This window comes from Kitasatospora sp. NPDC023176 (assembly GCF_055560495.1).
Genome location: NZ_JBVHIP010000023.1, coordinates 137,123 through 154,033, shown reverse-complemented (window position 1 = coordinate 154,033; position 16,911 = coordinate 137,123). Strand labels below are relative to the sequence as shown.

Sequence of the window (16,911 nt, the reverse complement as noted above, 5' to 3'; positions counted from 1 at the left end):
CCCTCCCCGACTACATGATCCCCGCCCTGTTCGTGCCCCTCGACACCCTCCCCCTCACCCCCAGCGGCAAGATCGACCGCCGCGCCCTCCCCAACCCCGAACACCACACCACCCACACCCAGACCCCCCACACCGCCCCCCGCAACCACACCGAACAACAACTCACCACCATCTGGACCGAAGTCCTCGGCACCGAACACATCGGCATCCACGACAACTTCTTCGAACTCGGCGGCGACTCCATCCTCACCATCCAGGTCATCTCCCGCGCCCGGCAGAAGGGCCTGCGCCTCACCTCCAAGCTGATGTTCGTCCACCAGACCGTCGCCGAACTGGCCACCGCCATCGAACAGTTCGAGCAGTCCGACCCCGCCGGCCCGGCGGCGGACCGGGCCGAGGGGACCGGAGCGGTCGAACTCACCCCGATCCAGCGCTGGTTCTTCGCCGAGCACACCGTCGACCCCGACCACTACGCCATGTCGGTCCACGTCGGCCTGGCCCCCGACACCGACCCGGCGCTCCTGGAAGCGGCCCTGCTCGCCGTGGTGGACCAGCACGACGCGCTGCGCCTGCGCTTCACTCGCACCGCCACCGGCGACTGGACCCAGGAGTACGGCGAGCGGCCCACCGACCTGCTGGCCGTACGCGACCTCACCGGGGCCGCGGACGTGTCGGCGGCACTGCACCTGGCCGCCGCCGAGGCTCAGCAGTCCCTGGACCTGCACCACGGCGACCTGCTGCGGGGCGTCTTCCTCCGGCTCCCGGACGGCGCCGCGCCGCGGCTGTTCCTGGCGGTGCACCACGCTGTGATGGACGGGGTCTCCTGGCGGATCCTGCTGGAGGACCTGGCCACCGCCTACACCCAACTCACCGGATCCGGCGGCCCGGTGGACCTCGGCCCCCGCACCACCAGCTACCGCCGCTGGGCGGAGCGCCTCACCGAGCACGTCCGCGCCGGCGGATTCGGCCAGGAACTCGACTACTGGCGGCAGGCGGCGGCAGTCGAGCTGCCCCAGGACGGCACCGGCCCCACCCCGCACTCCGACACCTACGGCGAACTCGTCGTCGAGTCCGTCCAGTTGGACCGCGCCGAGACCCAGGCGCTGCTCCAGCGGGTGCCCGCCGTGCACCGCACCCAGATCAACGACGTGCTGCTGGCGGCCCTCGGCCGCACCCTCCAGGCCTGGGCCGGCGCGCCGGTCACGATCGCCCTGGAGGGGCACGGCCGCGAGGAGCTCTTTGAGGACGTGGACCTCACCCGCACCATCGGCTGGTTCACCTCGCTCTACCCGGTCACCCTCGACGTGCCGGCCGGCGACTGGGCGCCCGCTCTGAAGGCGGTCAAGCGCCACCTGCGCAAACTGCCCGGACGCGGCATCGGCTACGGCGCCCTGCGCTACCTGTCCGAGCCGGGCAGCCCGGCGCACACCGCGCTCGCAGCCGCCGCGCACCCCCGGATCAGCTTCAACTACCTCGGGCAGTGGGACGGCGCCACGGACGCGACCGGCCTGGTCCGGGAGCAGTTCGGGGCCCTGGGCGCCGACCAGGCTCCTGAGCAGCCCCGCCCGCACCGGATCGACGTCGTGGCCGCCGTCAGCGACGGCCGGCTGCGGGTCGACTGGATGCACTCCCCCACCACCCATTCGCCCGTCACCGTACGCCGCCTCGCGGACGACTACCTGGCCGCCCTGCGCCAGATCGTCGCCGCCACCGGCGCCTGACCGACCGAAAGGTTCCCGCTGTGGCTCGCTACGTACTGAACGAGGACGAGAAGAAGCAGGTGGCCGCGCTCGCCGACGGCTACCTCGACCGGCACCCGGTCTGGGCGCCGCTGGAGCAGGCCGACGCCATCCGGATCGAGGCGGAGCGGCTGCCCGTCGGCGTCCGGCAGTTCCTGGTCACCTCGCGCGGCGCCGAGGAGGCGCTGATCCGGGTCGCCAACCTGCCGCTGGACGACGCGTTGGTGCCCACGCCCGCGAGTTGGCAGATCGCCCAGAAGGAGGGGGCGGCCGTCCGCGAGGAGCTGGTGCTGCTGCTGATCGCCTCCGTGCTGGGCGACCCGTTCGCCTGGACCCACCAGCAGGGCGGCCGCCTGGTCCACGACGTCTGCCCGGCCAAGGGCCAGGAGAACTCGCTGACCAGCGCCAGCAGCGAGCAGCAGCTGACGCTGCACACCGAGGACGTCTTCCACGCCTGCCGCGGCGACTACGTGGCCCTGATGTGCCTGCGCAACCCGGACGGGGTCGGCACCACGGTGTCCACGCTCGAGGCGGTGGACTTCGCCGAACCGCTGCGCACCGTCCTGCGGGAGGACCGCTTCCGCTTCTTCCCGGACGACTCCCACCACGTGGTGCCCACCCACACCGCCGAGCACCCGTCCGCACTGGAGGAACGCCCGCACGAGGTGGCGTCCGTGCTCTTCGGTCCCGCCGACTCGCCCTACCTCCGGATCGACGCCGACTTCACCGACTCGGTGCCGGAGGACGCCGAGGCCCGGCGGTCGCTGGAGGCCGCGGCCGGCCTGCTGGCCCAGGCCGCCGACCGGGTGGTGCTGATCCCGGGCGAGGCCGTCTTCATCGACAACTACCTGACGGTGCACGGCCGGGACACCTTCACCCCGCGCTACGACGGCACGGACCGCTGGCTCAAGCGCACCAGCGTCGTCCGGGACCTGCGGCGCACCTATGTGCACACCAAGTCCCGCTCCCGGCTGCTCGCCTGATGGCCGGCACGTCCGAAGGCGCTCCCGAAGGCACGACCGCGCGCACGACCGCAGTCACGACCACGGGCACGGCCACGGGCGCGACCACGGGCGCGACCACGGGCGCGACCGGCAGCCGAGGGGCGGGACGCGGCTTCACCCTGCTGTGGGCGAGCCAGGCGTTCAGCGAGTTCGCCTACAGCACCTCACTGATCGTGCTCCCGCTCCTCGTCCTGGCCCTCACCGGTTCGCCGTCCCAGGCCGGCGTGATCGGCTTCGTCGACGCGGCGGCGATGCTCCTGGCGGGCCTGCCCGCCGGGGTCGTCGCCGACCGGTACGACCGGCGGCGGGTCATGCTGTGGTGCGAGGGCGCGATGGCGGCGGTGTACGGCGGGCTGGTCCTGCTGTTCTGGGCCGGCCCGGTGTCGCCGGCGCCGCTGGTGTTGCTCGCCCTGGTCAACGGCGCGGCCACGGCGGTAGTGCTGGCGGCGGGCGAGGCGATGATCCCGGGGCTGGTGCCGGAGGAGCGGCTGTCCAACGCCGTCGCGATGAACTCGGCCCGCACCTACGCGGGCCAGCTCGCCGGGACCTCGGCCGGCGGCTTCCTGCTCGCGGCGAAACAGGCCCTGCCGTTCGCCGTCGGGTTCCTGGCCCACCTCGGCGGGCTGGTGCTGCTGCTGTTCCTCAAGCCCCCGCCGCCCACCCCGGGGAGCGCCGAACCACCGCGCGGCAGGCGGGAGTTGCTGGAGGGTGTGCGCTGGATCGCCCGACACCCGTTCCTGCGGCTCGGGCTGCTGTGCGCCACCGCGGTGAACTTCTTCTTCGGCCTGGTCTACTTCGTGGTGATCGCCTCCGCCCGGACCGGCGGGGTGGGCACCGGGCCGATCGGCGTGCTGGCCGCCCTGCTCGGGGTCGGCGGCCTGCTGGGGGCGCTGGCCGCCCCGCTGCTCCAGCGGGTGCTGACCGGCGCCCGGCCGATCTTCACCGTGCTGTGGCTGTCCGTGCTGTTCACCGTGGGCATCGCGGCGCTCCCCGGCACGTACACCCCGGGGGTCCTGCTCGGCCTGATCGCCTTCGCCGCCCCCACCTCGAACGCCTACTTCACCACCGCCCAGCTGCGGTTGACCCCGGACAGCCACCGCGGCCGGGTGATCAGCGTGGCGGCGATCTGCAGCGGCGCGGGCGGCGCCGTCGCCCCGCTGGCCGGCGGTCTGCTGCTCGACCACGCCGGGCGGACGGCCGGACTGCTGGGCTGCGCCGCCGCGCTGGGCGTCCTCGCGCTGGGCGCCGTGCTCAGCCCCGCCCTGCGGCACGCGCCGGAACCGGCGACGGCCCCGCAGTCGGAGCCGGAGCCCGCCGAACTCCCGGTGTGAGACCCCCCGTTCCCCGACCCCATCCCCGGAATCCCCCGACAGACGAGGACAGAGCGGCATGACCATTGATCTGGGCGACCCCGACCTCTACACCACGGACACCAGGTTCGCGATGTGGCAGGACTACGCCGCGGCGAACGCCGTGGTCTGGAGCGAACCGGGCGCCTCCCCCGGCGGGTTCTGGTCGGTCTTCTCCCACCAGGACGTCTCCGCCGTCCTCTCCCCCAAAGCCCCGCTCACCTCCGAGTACGGCATGATGATCGGCTTCGACGCCGACCACACCGACAGCTCCGGCGGGCGGATGCTGGTGGCCAGCGAGGGCGAGTGGCACGCGCTCCTCAAGCGCGCGATCGGTCCCTTCCTGTCCCGGCTGCGCGCGCCCGAGCTCGAATCGGTGCTGCGCCGGGAGGTGCAGGAGATCGTCGACCGCCTCCGGTCGGGCGGCTCCACCGACGTGGCCCTGGACATCGGTCCGCGGCTTCCCGCGGCGATCGTCTGCGAGATCATCGGCGTGCCGCTGGCCGAACGCGAGCAGCTGATCGAGCTGACCAACCATGCCTTCGGCGGCGCGGAGAGCGCGTTCAGCAAGATGACGCCCGCCCAGGCACATACCGAGATCCTGTTCTACTTCGACGAGCTGATCGAGCAGCGCCGGCGCAGGCCCGGTTCGGACCTGGTCAGCGCGCTGCTCGCAGACGACCGGCTGAGCACCGAGGACGTCCTGGTGAACTGCGACAACGTGCTGATCGGCGGCAACGAGACCACCCGGCACTCGGTCACCGGTGCCTTCCACGTCCTCCAGGCGTTCCCGGAGGTACTGGGCGTGCTGGCCGAGGACCCGGGGCTGATCGACCGCGCCGTGGAGGAGCTGGTCCGCTGGACCTCCCCGGCCGCGCATGTGCTGCGGGTGGCCACCGAGGACTGGGAGGTCGGCGGGCAGCGGATCCGCAAGGGCGAGGCGGTGGTGGCCTGGCTGGCCGCGGCCAACCGGGACGAGCGGCTGTTCGCCGACCCGGACCGGTTCCTCGCGGACCGCGCGCCCAACCGCCACCTGGGCTTCGGCAACGGCCCGCACCACTGCCTGGGTGCCGCGCTGGCCCGGGTCGAGCTGCGGGAACTGCTGAGTCGGCTGGTCACCGAGGTGCGGTCGGTGGAATCGGCGGGAAATGTGAATTGGATGCGATCCAATCTGGTCCAGGGATACAGTAGCCTGCCGGTCGCGATCAGCTATCGCTGACCTGCGCTTTTGACTGTCATGAATCAAACGGGGGAATTCATATGCTGGAGCTGCGGCTCAGTGTCGACGATTTATCCCGCATTCGCGTCATCGACACCCTCGGCCTGGCCTTCGAGGCGCACCTGGCCTGGAACCGGCTGACCGAGCAGAGACGGGACGTGTTCTCCGAGTGGCGCCGGACGGTCCGCGGCCGCTCCCGCAGATCCCCGCTCGCCCCGGGCCCGGACGGATCGCGCGGCACCCTGCTGGAGGCGCTGACCTCCGGCCGGCCGCCGGAGGGGGATCCGTTCCCCACCGAGGCGGTCGAGCCGTTCTGGGGCCGGATCCACCAGTTCCTGCGGGCCGAGCGCGACGCCTGCGGCCGCGAGGTGGTGACGGCCGGCATGGAGCACGTGCTCAACAACCGGCACCCGTCCATCGTCTGGCGCTCGCCGGTACTGCGCATCGACAACGTCCAGCCCTCCCGCGAGATCGCCCTGGTCGGCCAGGGCCTGACGCTGGTGCCCTCGCTGTTCGCGCCCCGCCCGTTCCTGATCGACCGGGAGATGGGGTGGCACGGCCTGCCGATCCTCGTCTACAACGTCGTCCCGTCGGTCGAGGACGCCGCCGCGCTCTGGACCGGGCAGAGCGCCCAGGCGGCCCTCCAGGACCTGCTCGGACGCACCCGGGCGGACGTCCTGGGCACCCTGCGGGAGTCGCAGTCCACCGGGCAGGTCGCGGACCGGCTGCACATCTCCACCCCCTCCGCCAGCAAGCACATCACCGTGCTGCGCCGCGCCGGGTTCGTGACCACCGAGCGGCGCCACAACTCCACCGTCCACGCCCTGACCCCCCTGGGCGAGACCCTCCTCGGCTGACGAGCTGCCGAGCCGGCCGTCCAGCCGGCCGCCGGCTGCGGGCCGGCACGCGGACACGCCGATGAGCCGACCGACCGACGAGCCGATGAATCGAGCAGGCATGTCGTACCTGACCCGTCACTCCTCCCCCGCACACCCCACGCTGCGCCTGGTCTGCTTCCCGCACGCGGGCGGCGGCGCGAGCTTCTTCCGCTCCTGGTCCGGCCACCTGGACCCCTCGGTCGAGCTGCTGGCCGTCCAGTACCCGGGCCGGGAGAATCGTTTCCGCGAGCCGCTGGTCCCGGAACTGGCCACCCTGGCCGGGGCGGTGGCCGAGCAGCTGCGCCCGCTGCCGCCGCTGCCCACCGTCCTGTTCGGGCACAGCATGGGCGCGGCCGTGGCCTACGAGACCCTGCTCCGGCTGGAGGCGGCCGGGGACACCCCGGTCACCCGGCTGTGCGTGTCGGGCCGCGCCCCGGACACCGCCGCCCGCGCCGACGACTACTCCGACGAGCGGCTGGTCCGGGCCGTCCAGCAGCTCGGCGGCACCCAGGCCGCCGTCCTCGACGACCCCGACCTGCGCGAACTGGTCCTGCCGATCATCCGCAACGACTACCGCCTGATCGACCGGTACCGGCGCTCCCCCGAGGCGCCCCCGCTGCGCGCCGACGTGCTCGCCCTGACCGGCGACCGGGACCCCCAGGTCACGGCGGAACAGGCCCGGGCCTGGGCGGCGACCACCACCGGAGCATTCTCGCTGCACGTCCTGGCGGGCGACCATTTCTATCTCGTACCGGCCGCCGCCGAAGTCGCCCGGATCACTGCGGCGGTTTACCCGAGTACCGCCGGAAAAGCCTGGACCGGGAATTCCCTGCTCCCGGAATAGATTCGGCGCATTCTGGGGATCAGAATTCCGTCAGGCGCCCGAGGCGGCCGCCTCGGCGAGGGAGTCCAGCACCGGGCGGATCAGCGGATGCCCGTCGGCGCCGGCCCGGACGGCGGCGAAGACCCGGCGGGTGGCGAGCTCGCTGTCGACCGGACGGACCGCCACCCGGGCCAGGTCCACCCCGCGCAGCGCCGACCGCGGCACCAGCGCGACGCCCGCGCCGGCCGAGGCCAGCGCCACGACGGCCCGGAAGTCGTCCGAGGAGTGCAGCAGGCGCGGCTGGAAGCCCGCGTGCTCGCAGGCCAGCAGGACCACGTCGTGGCAGGGGTTGCCCGGGTAGGGACCGATCCAGGGCTCGTCCGCCAGCGCGGCCACCGCGAGCGGCCCGGACTCGGCGGCCAGCGAATGGGCGAGCGGCAGCACCGCCTCGAACGGCTCGGCGTACAGCGGGACCCTGGTCAGCCGGGCGTCGTCGCCCTGCGGGGCGCCCCGGTACTCGACGGCCACCGCGAGGTCGGCCCGGCCGTCCAGCACCATCGGCAGGCTGGCGTCGCCCTCGGCGTCCAGCACCTTGAGCCGCACCCCTGGCGCGCGCAGGGCGAGCAGGCCGATCGCCGGGGCGAGCACGTGCGAGATGCCGGTGGCGAAGGAGGCCACGGTGACCTCGCCCGCGACGCCCGCGCTGTAGGCGGCGAGGTCGGCCTCGGCGCGCTCCAGCTGGGCGAGCACCGCGTCGGCGTGGCCGAGCAGGATCTCCCCGGCGGCGGTCAGCCGCACGCCCCGGCCCTCCCGGGCCAGCAGGTGGTGGCCGGTCTCCTGCTCCAGGGCGGCCAGCTGCTGGGAGACCGCGGAGGGGGTCAGGTAGAGGGCGGCCGCCGCGGCGGTCACGGTGCGGTGGTCCGCCACGGCCCGGAGGGTCCGCAGCCGTCGTGCGTCGATCACAGGCCCATTCTGCCAGCGTCGCGGTGCGGCCCGTCGGGGGCGGTTTCGGGGCAGTACCACCGGTGGCGTATTTCGGGACGAGATCGCCGGGCGCCGTTGACCGTCCCGCTCGGTCGGCGCTTGGCTCGTGGCCGAGCCGGGCCGCGGGGATCCGCGGGCCCGGCACCGTCATCAGGGGAGGATGATCCATGACCACCGCCCGTTCCCGCCGCCGGCCGGCCCGTACCGCCGTTGTGCTGCTGGCCGCCGCCGCGGCCGGCGCCGTGATGCCGGCCGCCGAGGCCCGGCCGCCCAAGGGCGACACCGCCCGGGTCAGCGAGGGCAGCAAGGGCGAGCAGCTCGACGGCCACTCGTACGCGCTCGGGCTGAGCGCCGACGGCCGGGCCGCGCTGTTCTCCTCGACCGCGACCGACCTGCTGCCGGACGGCGCTCCGAACGGCAGCGACGTCTACGTCCGGGACCTGCGCAACGGGCACGTCGAGCGGGCGAGCGTCGCCGCTGACGGCGCCCGGCTGAACGCCGCCACCACGGACGCCTCGATCAGCGGCGACGGCCGCTACGTCGCGTTCAGCACCGCCGCCACCAACGTGCTGCCCGGCCAGGCGAAGCACCGGAGCGACGTCTACGTCCGCGACCGCTGGACCGGCCGCACCGAACTGGTCTCCACCGGCAGCCTCACCACGACCGACGACGAGACCGTCCGCGGCGCCGTCAACCCGTCCCTGAGCCGGGACGGCCGCTACGTCGCCTTCGCCTCCGACCGCACCGACCTGGCCCCCGGCGGGCACCCCGGCAAGCAGAACGTCTTCGTCACCGACCGCTGGACCCACACCACCAAGCTGGTCACCACCGGCGTCGACGGCGAGCCGGCCGACAACAACTCCTTCCGCCCGACCATCAGCGCGGACGGCGCCACCGTCGGCTTCCTCTCCCGGGCGGGCAACCTCGTCCCGGCCGCCCCTTCCGCACCCTCCACGACACCGGAGGCCGCGGCCGCTCTGGCCGGGCCCCGGTTCTACCCCTACTTCGTCTGGAAGGCCGACTCCGGAAAGATCACCGGCGCCAGTCTGGACGCCACCGGCGCGCTGACCGGCAGCGGCAACGACGCCCGGATCAGCCCCGACGGCCGCTTCGCCCTCTACGGCCTGCCGGTCTACGGCGCGGGCCGGCCCGGCACCCACGGCATCCGGATGGACCTCTACGTCCGTGAGCTGGCCACCGGCCGGACCACCCTGGTCAACACCGCCCTGCCCGGCACCACGACCACCGAGGGCGCCTACGACCCGGCCATGACCGACGACGGCCAATGGGTCTACTTCGACTCCAGCGCCGACGACCTGGTGCCCGGCGACACCAACGGGCAGAACGACGTGTTCCGCCGGGACCTCCGGACCGGCCGGATCGAGCGGGTGACCGCCACCCGGGACGGCGGGCAGAGCACCGGCGGCTCCGACAGCCCGTACGTCGACGCCACCGGGGACACCGTCGTCTTCACGGCCGAGGACGCCAATCTCGTCCCGGGCGACACCAACAGCTTCCTGGACGTGTTCCTGCGCCGGCTCTGACCGACCCCGGGCCACTTACAACAGTTGACGTAGTTTCCGACCGAATCCATCTCAGCTGTTGACCCGGGGCTCGCTCCGTCCCCTCCTCCCCGCGCGCCCGCCGACCGGGGAGGAGGGGCGGGACCTCAGCGCACCGGCAGCGAGACCTCCGCCGGCCCGAAGGTCACCGTGCTGCCCTTCGGCGTCTCGCCGCCGTAGAGGTCGTCGTGGGTGCCGAGCACCAGCGCCAGCCGGTGGCCGGCCGGGAGGTCGTACGCGGTGGGAAACAGCGTGACGTCCAGCGGGAAGGGCTGCCCGGCCGGCCGGCCGCTCCAGCTCTGCGGGGCGTGGGCGATCAGCCGGCCGACGCCGAGCGCGTCCACGTCGTAGAGGTACGCGACGGCGGTGCCCTGCGGCGCGGAGCTGGTCACGGTGGTCCGCACCCGGGCGGCCCCGCGCACGGAGAGGCCCTGCCGGTAGGGCTCCGACTGCCGGACGGCGGCGGCGCCCCGGTCCAGCAGGGGCACCAGGACGGTCGGCGGCTGGTGCAGCCACTGGTCGACCAGGCCGGAGAGCAGCACGACACCGCCGCTCGCGCCGGAGGGCTGGTCGCCGCGGACGGTGGCGGTGTCGCCGAAGCTCAGCCGCTCCGTACGGGAGTTGACGGAGCGCCAGTCCGGATACGCCTCGTGGGCGCCGCCCGGGCGGACCTCCAGGTCCACGCCCGGCGGCCGGTCGTCCGCGCCGGGCGAGCCCTTGAGGTAACGGTCCAGCCAGCCGCGGGCGTTGTCCCAGGTGGCGTTGGAGAAGCCGAGCAGGCCGGTGAACTCCTGGCTGGCGTGGTCGCCCGGCCGCAGTTCGAGGCGCTTGGGGACGGTCAGCCGCTGGTAGAAGTCGGTCATCTGGCCGGGGTTGAAGAAGCTGTCGCTCCAGCCGTTGGCAAGGTAGACCGCGGCGCCGTTGGCGTTGATCCGGTCCAGGTAGGTGGCCGGCGAGCGGAGGTTCGCCCACTTCACCACCTCGGGCAGGTCGTGGTCGGCGAACAGGTCGTCCAGCGCGGTCGCGAACTCCGGGCTCTTGCGGCCGGTCAGGCCCTCGATGGTGGCCAGCCGGGTGGCGGCGGAGGTGTGCCGGGTCTGGCCGCTGTACAGCGCGTCGGTGAGGTCGGCCCAGCCGCTCAGCGAGGCGACGGCCTTGATCCGCGGGTCGAACGCGGCACCGAGGAGGGTGAGGCCGCCGCCGAGCGACAGTCCGATCATGCCGACCCGGTCCGGGTCCGCCGGGGTGTGGGCGAGCGCCCAGTCGATCACCGTCGAGATGTCGGCGACGTCCTTGGGCCCGGCGACGTCCACCTCCCCGCCCGAACCCCAGAAGCCGCGGACGGTGTAGGTGACGACGACGTACCCGGCGGCGGCGAACCTGTGGCCCTGGGCGACGTACTCCAGGTCGTTCTGCCCCCAGCTGGCCGGCTGCACCACCACCGGATAGCGCCCCTGGGCGTCCGCCCCCGGCGTCCCGGCGGGCGGGGTGAACACGTCGGCCTTGAGGACGACCCCGTCCCGGGCGGTGATGTCCGCCAGCCGGAAGCCGCCGAACGCCGAGGCGGCGGCCGCCGCCGAGGCCGACGCGCCGGCGGGTGCGGGTGCGGCGACGGCGGGCTGCGCCGCGACCCCCGCCCCGAGCCCGAGCGCCAGGGCGAGGACGGCGCTCGCCGTCCGGTGTCCGCCAGTCCGATGGGGTCGTGCCAGCACGCTCTGCTCCCTCAGTCCACCCGATGTGATCTTGGTGAGCCTAGCGAGCTGACGATGTCTCAGAGGAGGCGATGATCAGCCAAATTACTGGCCGGTAACGTACCGGGCCACCCCCCACCCCGGAGACCCCGGAGACCCGGAAACCGCGAACGGGGGTGGGACACCGGTACGGGCCGGCGTCCCACCCCCGTAGCGGGAGGGTGGGGCAGTTGGTCTTGGTGACCGTGCGGCGGGGGCGAATCGATTCGCCCCCGCCGCACGGACGTTGTGAGCCCGCGAGCTGGTCCGGTTCCGAGCGGACCGGCCCGCGGGCAGCCTGTGCGGGCCCTGCCCGGGCCCGGCCTGCGGGGCGGTCAGCCCTCCAGCTCGGCGCGCGCGTCCACGAAGGCCGCGACGGCGCGCTCGACGTCCTCGGTGGAGTGCGCCGCGGAGAGCTGGACCCGGATCCGGGCCTGGCCGTGCGGGACCACCGGGTAGGAGAAGCCGATCACGTACACGCCGCGCTCCAGCAGGAGTTCGGCGAGCCGGCCCGCCTTCGCCGCGTCGCCGATCATCACCGGGGCGATCGGGTGGTCGCCCGGCAGGATCTCGAACCCGGCCTCGGTCATCTTCGAGCGGAACAGCGCGGTGTTGGCCGCCAGCCGCTCGCGCAGCTCGTTGGACTGCTCGACCAGGTCGAGCACCTTCAGCGAGGCGGCCGCGATCACCGGGGCCAGCGAGTTGGAGAACAGGTACGGGCGGGAGCGCTGGCGCAGCAGGGCGACGATCTCGCGGCGGGCCGCGACGTAGCCGCCGGAGGCGCCGCCGAGCGCCTTGCCCAGGGTGCCGGTGATGATGTCCACCCGGTCCATCACGCCGTGCAGTTCGGGGGTGCCGCGGCCGCCGGCGCCGACGAAGCCGACCGCGTGCGAGTCGTCGACCATGACCATGGCGTCGTAGCGGTCGGCCAGGTCGCAGATCTCCCGCAGCGGGGCGACGTAGCCGTCCATCGAGAAGACGCCGTCGGTGACGATCAGGCGGCGGCGGGCGTCCTGGGTCTCCTTGAGCTGCTGCTCCAGGTCGGCCAGGTCGCGGTTGGCGTAGCGGTGGCGGCGGGCCTTGCTGAGCCGGATGCCGTCGATGATGCTGGCGTGGTTGAGCGCGTCGGAGATGACGGCGTCGCGGTCGTCCAGCAGGGTCTCGAAGACGCCGCCGTTGGCGTCGAAGCACGAGGAGTAGAGGATGGTGTCCTCCTGGCCGAGGAAGGCCGAGAGGCGGTCCTCGAGCTCCTTGTGCACGTCCTGGGTGCCGCAGATGAAACGCACCGAGGCCATCCCGTAGCCCCAGCGGTCCAGCGCGTCCTTGGCCGCGGCGAGCACCTCGGGGTGGTCGGCCAGGCCGAGGTAGTTGTTGGCGCAGAAGTTCAGCACCCCGCCGGGGCGGCCGCCGGAGGTGACGGTGACCTCGGCGCTCTGCGGGCTGCCGATCACCCGCTCCGGCTTGAACAGGCCGGCCTCGCGGATCTCGTCGAGGGTGGTGGCGATGTCGGCGCGCACGTTGTCGAACACGGGCAGACTCCTAGTCGTAGCGGCGGATCGTCGGACCGGCGTGGCTCAGGCGGTCCAGTCGAGGATGATCTTGCCGCAGTTGCCGCTCGCGGCGTCGTCGAAGGCGGCCTCGAACTCGGAGGCGGCGTAGCGGCCGGTGATCACCGGGCTGAGGTCCAGGCCGCCCTCCAGCAGCACGGACATCGCGTACCAGGTCTCGAACATCTCGCGGCCGTAGATGCCCTTGATGGTGATCATCGAGGTGACGATCGAGGCCCAGTCCACCGGGAAGTCCTCGGCCGGCAGGCCCAGCATGGCGATCTTGCCGCCGTGGGTCATGTTGGCGATCATCGACTGCATCGCCTCGGGACGGCCGGACATCTCCAGGCCGACGTCGAAGCCCTCGCGCAGGCCCAACTTCTGCTGGCCCTCCTCGATGGTCTGCTCGGCGACGTTGAGCGCCAGCGTCACGCCGACCCGGCGGGCCAGGTCGAGGCGGTACGGGGAGACGTCGGTGATCATCACGCTGCGGGCGCCGGCGTGCTTGGCGACGGCGGCGGCCATGATGCCGATCGGGCCGGCGCCGGTGACCAGCACGTCCTCGCCGACCAGCGGGAAGGACAGCGCGGTGTGCACGGCGTTGCCGAAGGGGTCGAAGATCGCGGCCACGTCGAGGTCGACCGGCACCCGGTGCACCCAGACGTTGGAGGCGGGCAGGGCCACGTACTCGGCGAAGGCGCCGTCGCGGTTGACGCCCAGGCCGATGGTGTTGCGGCACAGGTGGCGGCGCCCGGCCAGGCAGTTGCGGCACTTGCCGCAGACCAGGTGGCCCTCGCCGCTGACCAGGTCGCCGATCGCGATGTCCGCGACGCCGGCGCCGAGCTCGGCGACCTCGCCGACGAACTCGTGACCGAGCACCAGCGGGGTCTTGATGGTCTGCTGCGCCCAGCCGTCCCACTTGCGGATGTGCAGGTCGGTGCCGCAGATGCCGGTGCGCAGCACCTTGATCAGCACCTCGCCGGGGCCGATCTCGGGCTTCGGGACGTCGATCATCCAGAGGCCGGGCTCGGCGTTCTGCTTGACGAGTGCCTTCACGGGCGACGGCTCCTGACGTGCTGATCGGGGGCGGCCTTCGGGTGCGGGCAGGCCGAGGGGGCGCGGTTCGGCCGCTCCTGACGGGCACGCTCCGGCAGGCAGAAATCTGCCTGGTGGGAGGGGGTGCGGTCCATCGAGGAATTCTTAAGGGCGACCACAGCTGGGCTAAACGATCGTGCCCGAGCTGGGCCCGGGGGCGGCTGCGGCATGCCGGTGCTCACCCGTCCGGCCGAGCGCGGGCCGTCGGCCGCGACACCAACCGGCCGTGCCGTCCGGGTACTTGACACCGCGCCGCCAGCGGGAACGGGCCACTCGGGTGGGGCTTGGGCCCGTTCGGGCCAGCCCGGCCGCCACCGGCGCGCGGGTGTTCGAGGGCGGTGCTTACGGTGGCCGGGTTCCCCCGCGGCCCCGTGGAGCAGGCACTCCGGGGCCGTCCGCCCCGGTTCCGGGGCCCCCGCCCGAGTTCCGGGGCCCTTCGCCCCAGAGAGGCGCCTCGACACATGACCAAGACCCGACGGCCGCGCCCGGCCGCCTCCCGCACCGCCGGACGCGCGACCGCCGCCGCCCTGGCCCTGACCGGCCTGCTCGCGGTCTCCGCCTGCTCCGGCGGGTCCTCCTCCTCCCAGCCGGCCGGCGGCGCGGCGGTCACCGCCGAACCGGCCGCGCTCAGCCCGTCCGCGACCCTGTCCGGCGGCGCCTCCGGCGTGACCTCGGCCTCGGCGAGCGTCGTCCCGCTCACCCCGGACGTGCAGAGCCGGCTGGACGTCGCGATCAAGCAGGTGATGAGCCAGGCCTCCATCCCCGGGGTGATCGTCGGCTACACCACCCCCGACGGCAGCTACCAGCGCACCTTCGGCGTCGCCGACAAGAACGCCGGGACGCCGATGTCTCCCGACATGTACATGCGGATCGGCAGCGTCACCAAGACCTTCACGACCACCGGCATCCTGCAACTGGTCGAACAGGGCAAGGTGGGCCTGGACGACCCGATCTCCAAGTACATCCCGAACGTGCCCGGCGGCGACGGGATCACCATCCGCGAACTCGGCGACATGCGCAGCGGCCTGTACAACTACACCCTCGACCCGGACTTCCAGCAGGCGTTCTTCAGCAACCCGGACCGCGTCTTCACCCCGGACCAGCTGCTCGCGTACTCGTTCAAGCACCCGGCGAACTTCGCGCCGGACGCCAAGTTCGAGTACTCCAACACCAATCTGATCCTGCTCGGCCAGGTCGTCGAGAAGGTCGGCGGGCAGCCGCTCCCCGACTTCCTGAACCAGCAGGTCTTCACCCCGGCCGGGCTCACCAAGACCACCCTGCCGACCGACGCCACCTTCCCCGACCCGCACGCCCACGGCTACACCAACCAGACGGCCACCGGCGCGGTCGAGGACGCCACCGACTGGAACCCGTCCTGGGGCTGGGCGGCCGGCGCCGCCATCTCCACCCTCTCCGACCTCCAGACCTGGTCGAAGGTCCTGGCCACCGGCGCGCCACTGCTCAGCCCCGCCACCCAGGCGGAACGGCTGAAGACCAAGAGCGTCGGCAGCCCCGACCTCGGCTACGGCTTCGGGGTCTTCACCACCCACGGCTGGGTCGGCCACAACGGCTCGCTGCCCGGGTACGAGAGCGTGGTGATCTACCTGCCGGACGCCCAGGCCAGCCTGGTCATCCTGCTCAACACCGACATCACGTACCAGGGTTCGGAGCCGTCGACGCTCCTGGCCCGGGCGATCACCCAGATCGTCTCGCCGAACAACGTCTACACCCTGCCCACCCCGCCCGGATCGGCCTCGCCGTCGGCCCCGGGCTCGGCGTCGGCCTCGGCTTCCGGCTCGGCGTCGGCCTCGGCTTCCGGCTCGCCGGCCACGCCCAGCGGCACCCCCTCGCTGCACATCTCCTGAACCACCCCGAAGGCCCGGCCCGGAGCACCGGGCCGGGCCTTCGACGTACGGTCAGATCCCCAGCACCTTGCCGAGGTCGTACGAGACCGGCTCCTCCAACTGCCCGTAACCGCAGCTCTCCGGCGTGCGGTCCGGCCGCCAGCGGCGGAACTGCGCGGTGTGCCGGAACCGGGTGCCCTCCATGTGGTCGTACGCCACCTCCACCACCCGCTCGGGGCGCAGCGCGATCCACGACAGGTCCTTGCCGCCGGTCCAGCGGCTGACCGCCCCCGGCAGCCGGCCCTCGGCGTGCGCGGACTCCTCCGCCCAGGCGCCCCACGGGTGTTGGGAGAGATCGTCCATCCTCAGCGGGGCCAGTTCCTCGACGAGTTCGCGGCGGCGGGCCATCGGGAAGGCCGCACAGACGCCCACGTGCTGCAGCCTGCCCTCGGCGTCGTGGATGCCCAGCAGCAGCGAGCCGACCACTGGGCCGCTCTTGTGCTCGCGGTAGCCGGCCACCACGCAGTCGGCGGTGCGCTCGTGCTTGATCTTGTACATGGTCCGCTCGCCCGGCCGGTACGGCTGGTCCAGCGGCTTGGCCACCACCCCGTCCAGCCCGGCGCCCTCGTACTCGGCGAACCAGGTCCGCGCGAGTTCGCGGTCGGTCGAGGCGGGGGCGGTGAACACCGGGTCGGCGGCCCCGGCGAGCGCCGCCTCCAGGGCCCGGCGGCGCACCGAGAGCGGCTCGTCGACCAGCGAGTCGTCACCGAGGGCGAGCAGGTCGAAGGCCACGAAGGAGGCGGGCGTGCGCTCGGCGAGCAGCTTCACCCGGCTCGCCGCCGGGTGGATCCGCTCCAGCAACTCCTCGAAGCGAAGCCGCCCGTCCCGGGCGATCACCACCTCGCCGTCCAGCACGCAGCGCGGCGGCAACTCCCGCCGCAGCGCCTCCACCAGTTCGGGGAAGTACCTGGTCAGCGGCTTGCCGGTGCGGCTCCCCAACTCCACCTCGGCGCCGTCGCGGAACACGATGCTGCGAAAGCCGTCCCACTTGGCCTCGTACTGCATTCCCGGCGGGATCTCGGCCACCGACTTGGCGAGCATCGGCGCCACCGGCGGCATCACGGGCAGGTCCATGGC

13 protein-coding genes are annotated in these 16,911 nt (G+C 73.1%); 8 read left to right on the top strand and 5 right to left on the bottom strand.

All coding sequences use genetic code 11. From position 1 onward, the window contains the following. The 6 genes from ACZ3YL_RS27775 to ACZ3YL_RS27750 form a co-directional block, all read left to right on the top strand. On the top strand, positions 1 to 1,721 hold a 1,721-nt coding region (locus tag ACZ3YL_RS27775), incomplete at its 5' end, for a condensation domain-containing protein (RefSeq protein ID WP_465660235.1). A gap of 20 nt (positions 1,722 to 1,741) precedes the next feature. Further along, the gene (locus tag ACZ3YL_RS27770; RefSeq protein ID WP_465660234.1) at positions 1,742 to 2,722 is read left to right on the top strand and encodes a TauD/TfdA family dioxygenase; all 981 of its coding nucleotides are present in this window, start codon (positions 1,742 to 1,744) and stop codon (positions 2,720 to 2,722) included. After that, positions 2,722 to 4,074, top strand: coding sequence for an MFS transporter (locus tag ACZ3YL_RS27765; RefSeq protein ID WP_465660233.1), 1,353 nt, complete (start codon positions 2,722 to 2,724; stop codon positions 4,072 to 4,074). Before ACZ3YL_RS27770 ends, ACZ3YL_RS27765 begins: the two co-directional genes overlap by 1 nt. A gap of 58 nt (positions 4,075 to 4,132) precedes the next feature. Further along, complete coding sequence (locus tag ACZ3YL_RS27760; RefSeq protein ID WP_465660232.1) at positions 4,133 to 5,311, top strand: cytochrome P450; 1,179 nt, start codon at positions 4,133 to 4,135, stop codon at positions 5,309 to 5,311. A 41-nt stretch (positions 5,312 to 5,352) separates the two neighbouring features. Continuing rightward, on the top strand, positions 5,353 to 6,168 hold the full coding sequence (locus ACZ3YL_RS27755; protein ID WP_465660231.1) for an ArsR/SmtB family transcription factor: 816 nt from the start codon (positions 5,353 to 5,355) through the stop codon (positions 6,166 to 6,168). A 100-nt stretch (positions 6,169 to 6,268) separates the two neighbouring features. Beyond that, the gene (locus ACZ3YL_RS27750) at positions 6,269 to 7,033 is read left to right on the top strand and encodes a thioesterase II family protein (RefSeq protein WP_465660230.1); all 765 of its coding nucleotides are present in this window, start codon (positions 6,269 to 6,271) and stop codon (positions 7,031 to 7,033) included. Between the two features lie 30 nt (positions 7,034 to 7,063). On the opposite strand, the gene ACZ3YL_RS27745 is transcribed toward ACZ3YL_RS27750, so the two are convergent. Next, positions 7,064 to 7,975: a LysR family transcriptional regulator gene (locus ACZ3YL_RS27745; RefSeq protein WP_465660229.1), complete on the bottom strand. Its 912-nt coding sequence runs from the start codon at positions 7,973 to 7,975 to the stop codon at positions 7,064 to 7,066. A 188-nt stretch (positions 7,976 to 8,163) separates the two neighbouring features. On the opposite strand from ACZ3YL_RS27745, the gene ACZ3YL_RS27740 reads away from it, so the two are divergent. Next, on the top strand, positions 8,164 to 9,540 hold the full coding sequence (locus tag ACZ3YL_RS27740; RefSeq protein WP_465660228.1) for a hypothetical protein: 1,377 nt from the start codon (positions 8,164 to 8,166) through the stop codon (positions 9,538 to 9,540). Positions 9,541 to 9,665: 125 nt separating this feature from the next. Here the strand turns inward: ACZ3YL_RS27740 and ACZ3YL_RS27735 are convergent, their stop codons facing one another. The 3 genes from ACZ3YL_RS27735 to tdh all read right to left on the bottom strand — a co-directional run bounded on the left by ACZ3YL_RS27735 (position 9,666) and on the right by tdh (position 13,891). Further along, positions 9,666 to 11,267, bottom strand: coding sequence for a CocE/NonD family hydrolase (locus ACZ3YL_RS27735; protein WP_465660236.1), 1,602 nt, complete (start codon positions 11,265 to 11,267; stop codon positions 9,666 to 9,668). Positions 11,268 to 11,623: 356 nt separating this feature from the next. Next, positions 11,624 to 12,817, bottom strand: coding sequence for a glycine C-acetyltransferase (locus ACZ3YL_RS27730; RefSeq protein ID WP_188309445.1), 1,194 nt, complete (start codon positions 12,815 to 12,817; stop codon positions 11,624 to 11,626). A gap of 45 nt (positions 12,818 to 12,862) precedes the next feature. Beyond that, on the bottom strand, positions 12,863 to 13,891 hold the full coding sequence (gene tdh, locus ACZ3YL_RS27725) for an L-threonine 3-dehydrogenase (RefSeq protein ID WP_188309446.1): 1,029 nt from the start codon (positions 13,889 to 13,891) through the stop codon (positions 12,863 to 12,865). Positions 13,892 to 14,391: 500 nt separating this feature from the next. Here tdh and ACZ3YL_RS27720 point away from each other — a divergent pair, with 500 nt between their 5' ends. After that, complete coding sequence (locus tag ACZ3YL_RS27720; RefSeq protein WP_465660227.1) at positions 14,392 to 15,795, top strand: serine hydrolase domain-containing protein; 1,404 nt, start codon at positions 14,392 to 14,394, stop codon at positions 15,793 to 15,795. A 51-nt stretch (positions 15,796 to 15,846) separates the two neighbouring features. Here ACZ3YL_RS27720 and ACZ3YL_RS27715 read toward each other — a convergent pair whose 3' ends face one another. Further along, positions 15,847 to 16,908 carry an ATP-dependent DNA ligase gene (locus tag ACZ3YL_RS27715; RefSeq protein WP_188309448.1) on the bottom strand — a complete coding sequence of 354 codons (1,062 nt, stop codon included), beginning with the start codon at positions 16,906 to 16,908 and terminating at the stop codon, positions 15,847 to 15,849. Between the last annotated feature and the right edge of the window lie 3 nt (positions 16,909 to 16,911).

Coding starts and splice junctions, on each gene's coding strand:
- ACZ3YL_RS27765 (WP_465660233.1), top strand. CDS start 2,722: ATGGCCGGCACGTCCGAAGGCGCTCCCGAAGGCACGACCGCGCGCACG.
- ACZ3YL_RS27760 (WP_465660232.1), top strand. CDS start 4,133: ATGACCATTGATCTGGGCGACCCCGACCTCTACACCACGGACACCAGG.
- ACZ3YL_RS27755 (WP_465660231.1), top strand. CDS start 5,353: ATGCTGGAGCTGCGGCTCAGTGTCGACGATTTATCCCGCATTCGCGTC.
- ACZ3YL_RS27750 (WP_465660230.1), top strand. CDS start 6,269: ATGTCGTACCTGACCCGTCACTCCTCCCCCGCACACCCCACGCTGCGC.
- ACZ3YL_RS27740 (WP_465660228.1), top strand. CDS start 8,164: ATGACCACCGCCCGTTCCCGCCGCCGGCCGGCCCGTACCGCCGTTGTG.
- ACZ3YL_RS27720 (WP_465660227.1), top strand. CDS start 14,392: ATGACCAAGACCCGACGGCCGCGCCCGGCCGCCTCCCGCACCGCCGGA.
- ACZ3YL_RS27715 (WP_188309448.1), bottom strand. CDS start 16,908: ATGGACCTGCCCGTGATGCCGCCGGTGGCGCCGATGCTCGCCAAGTCG.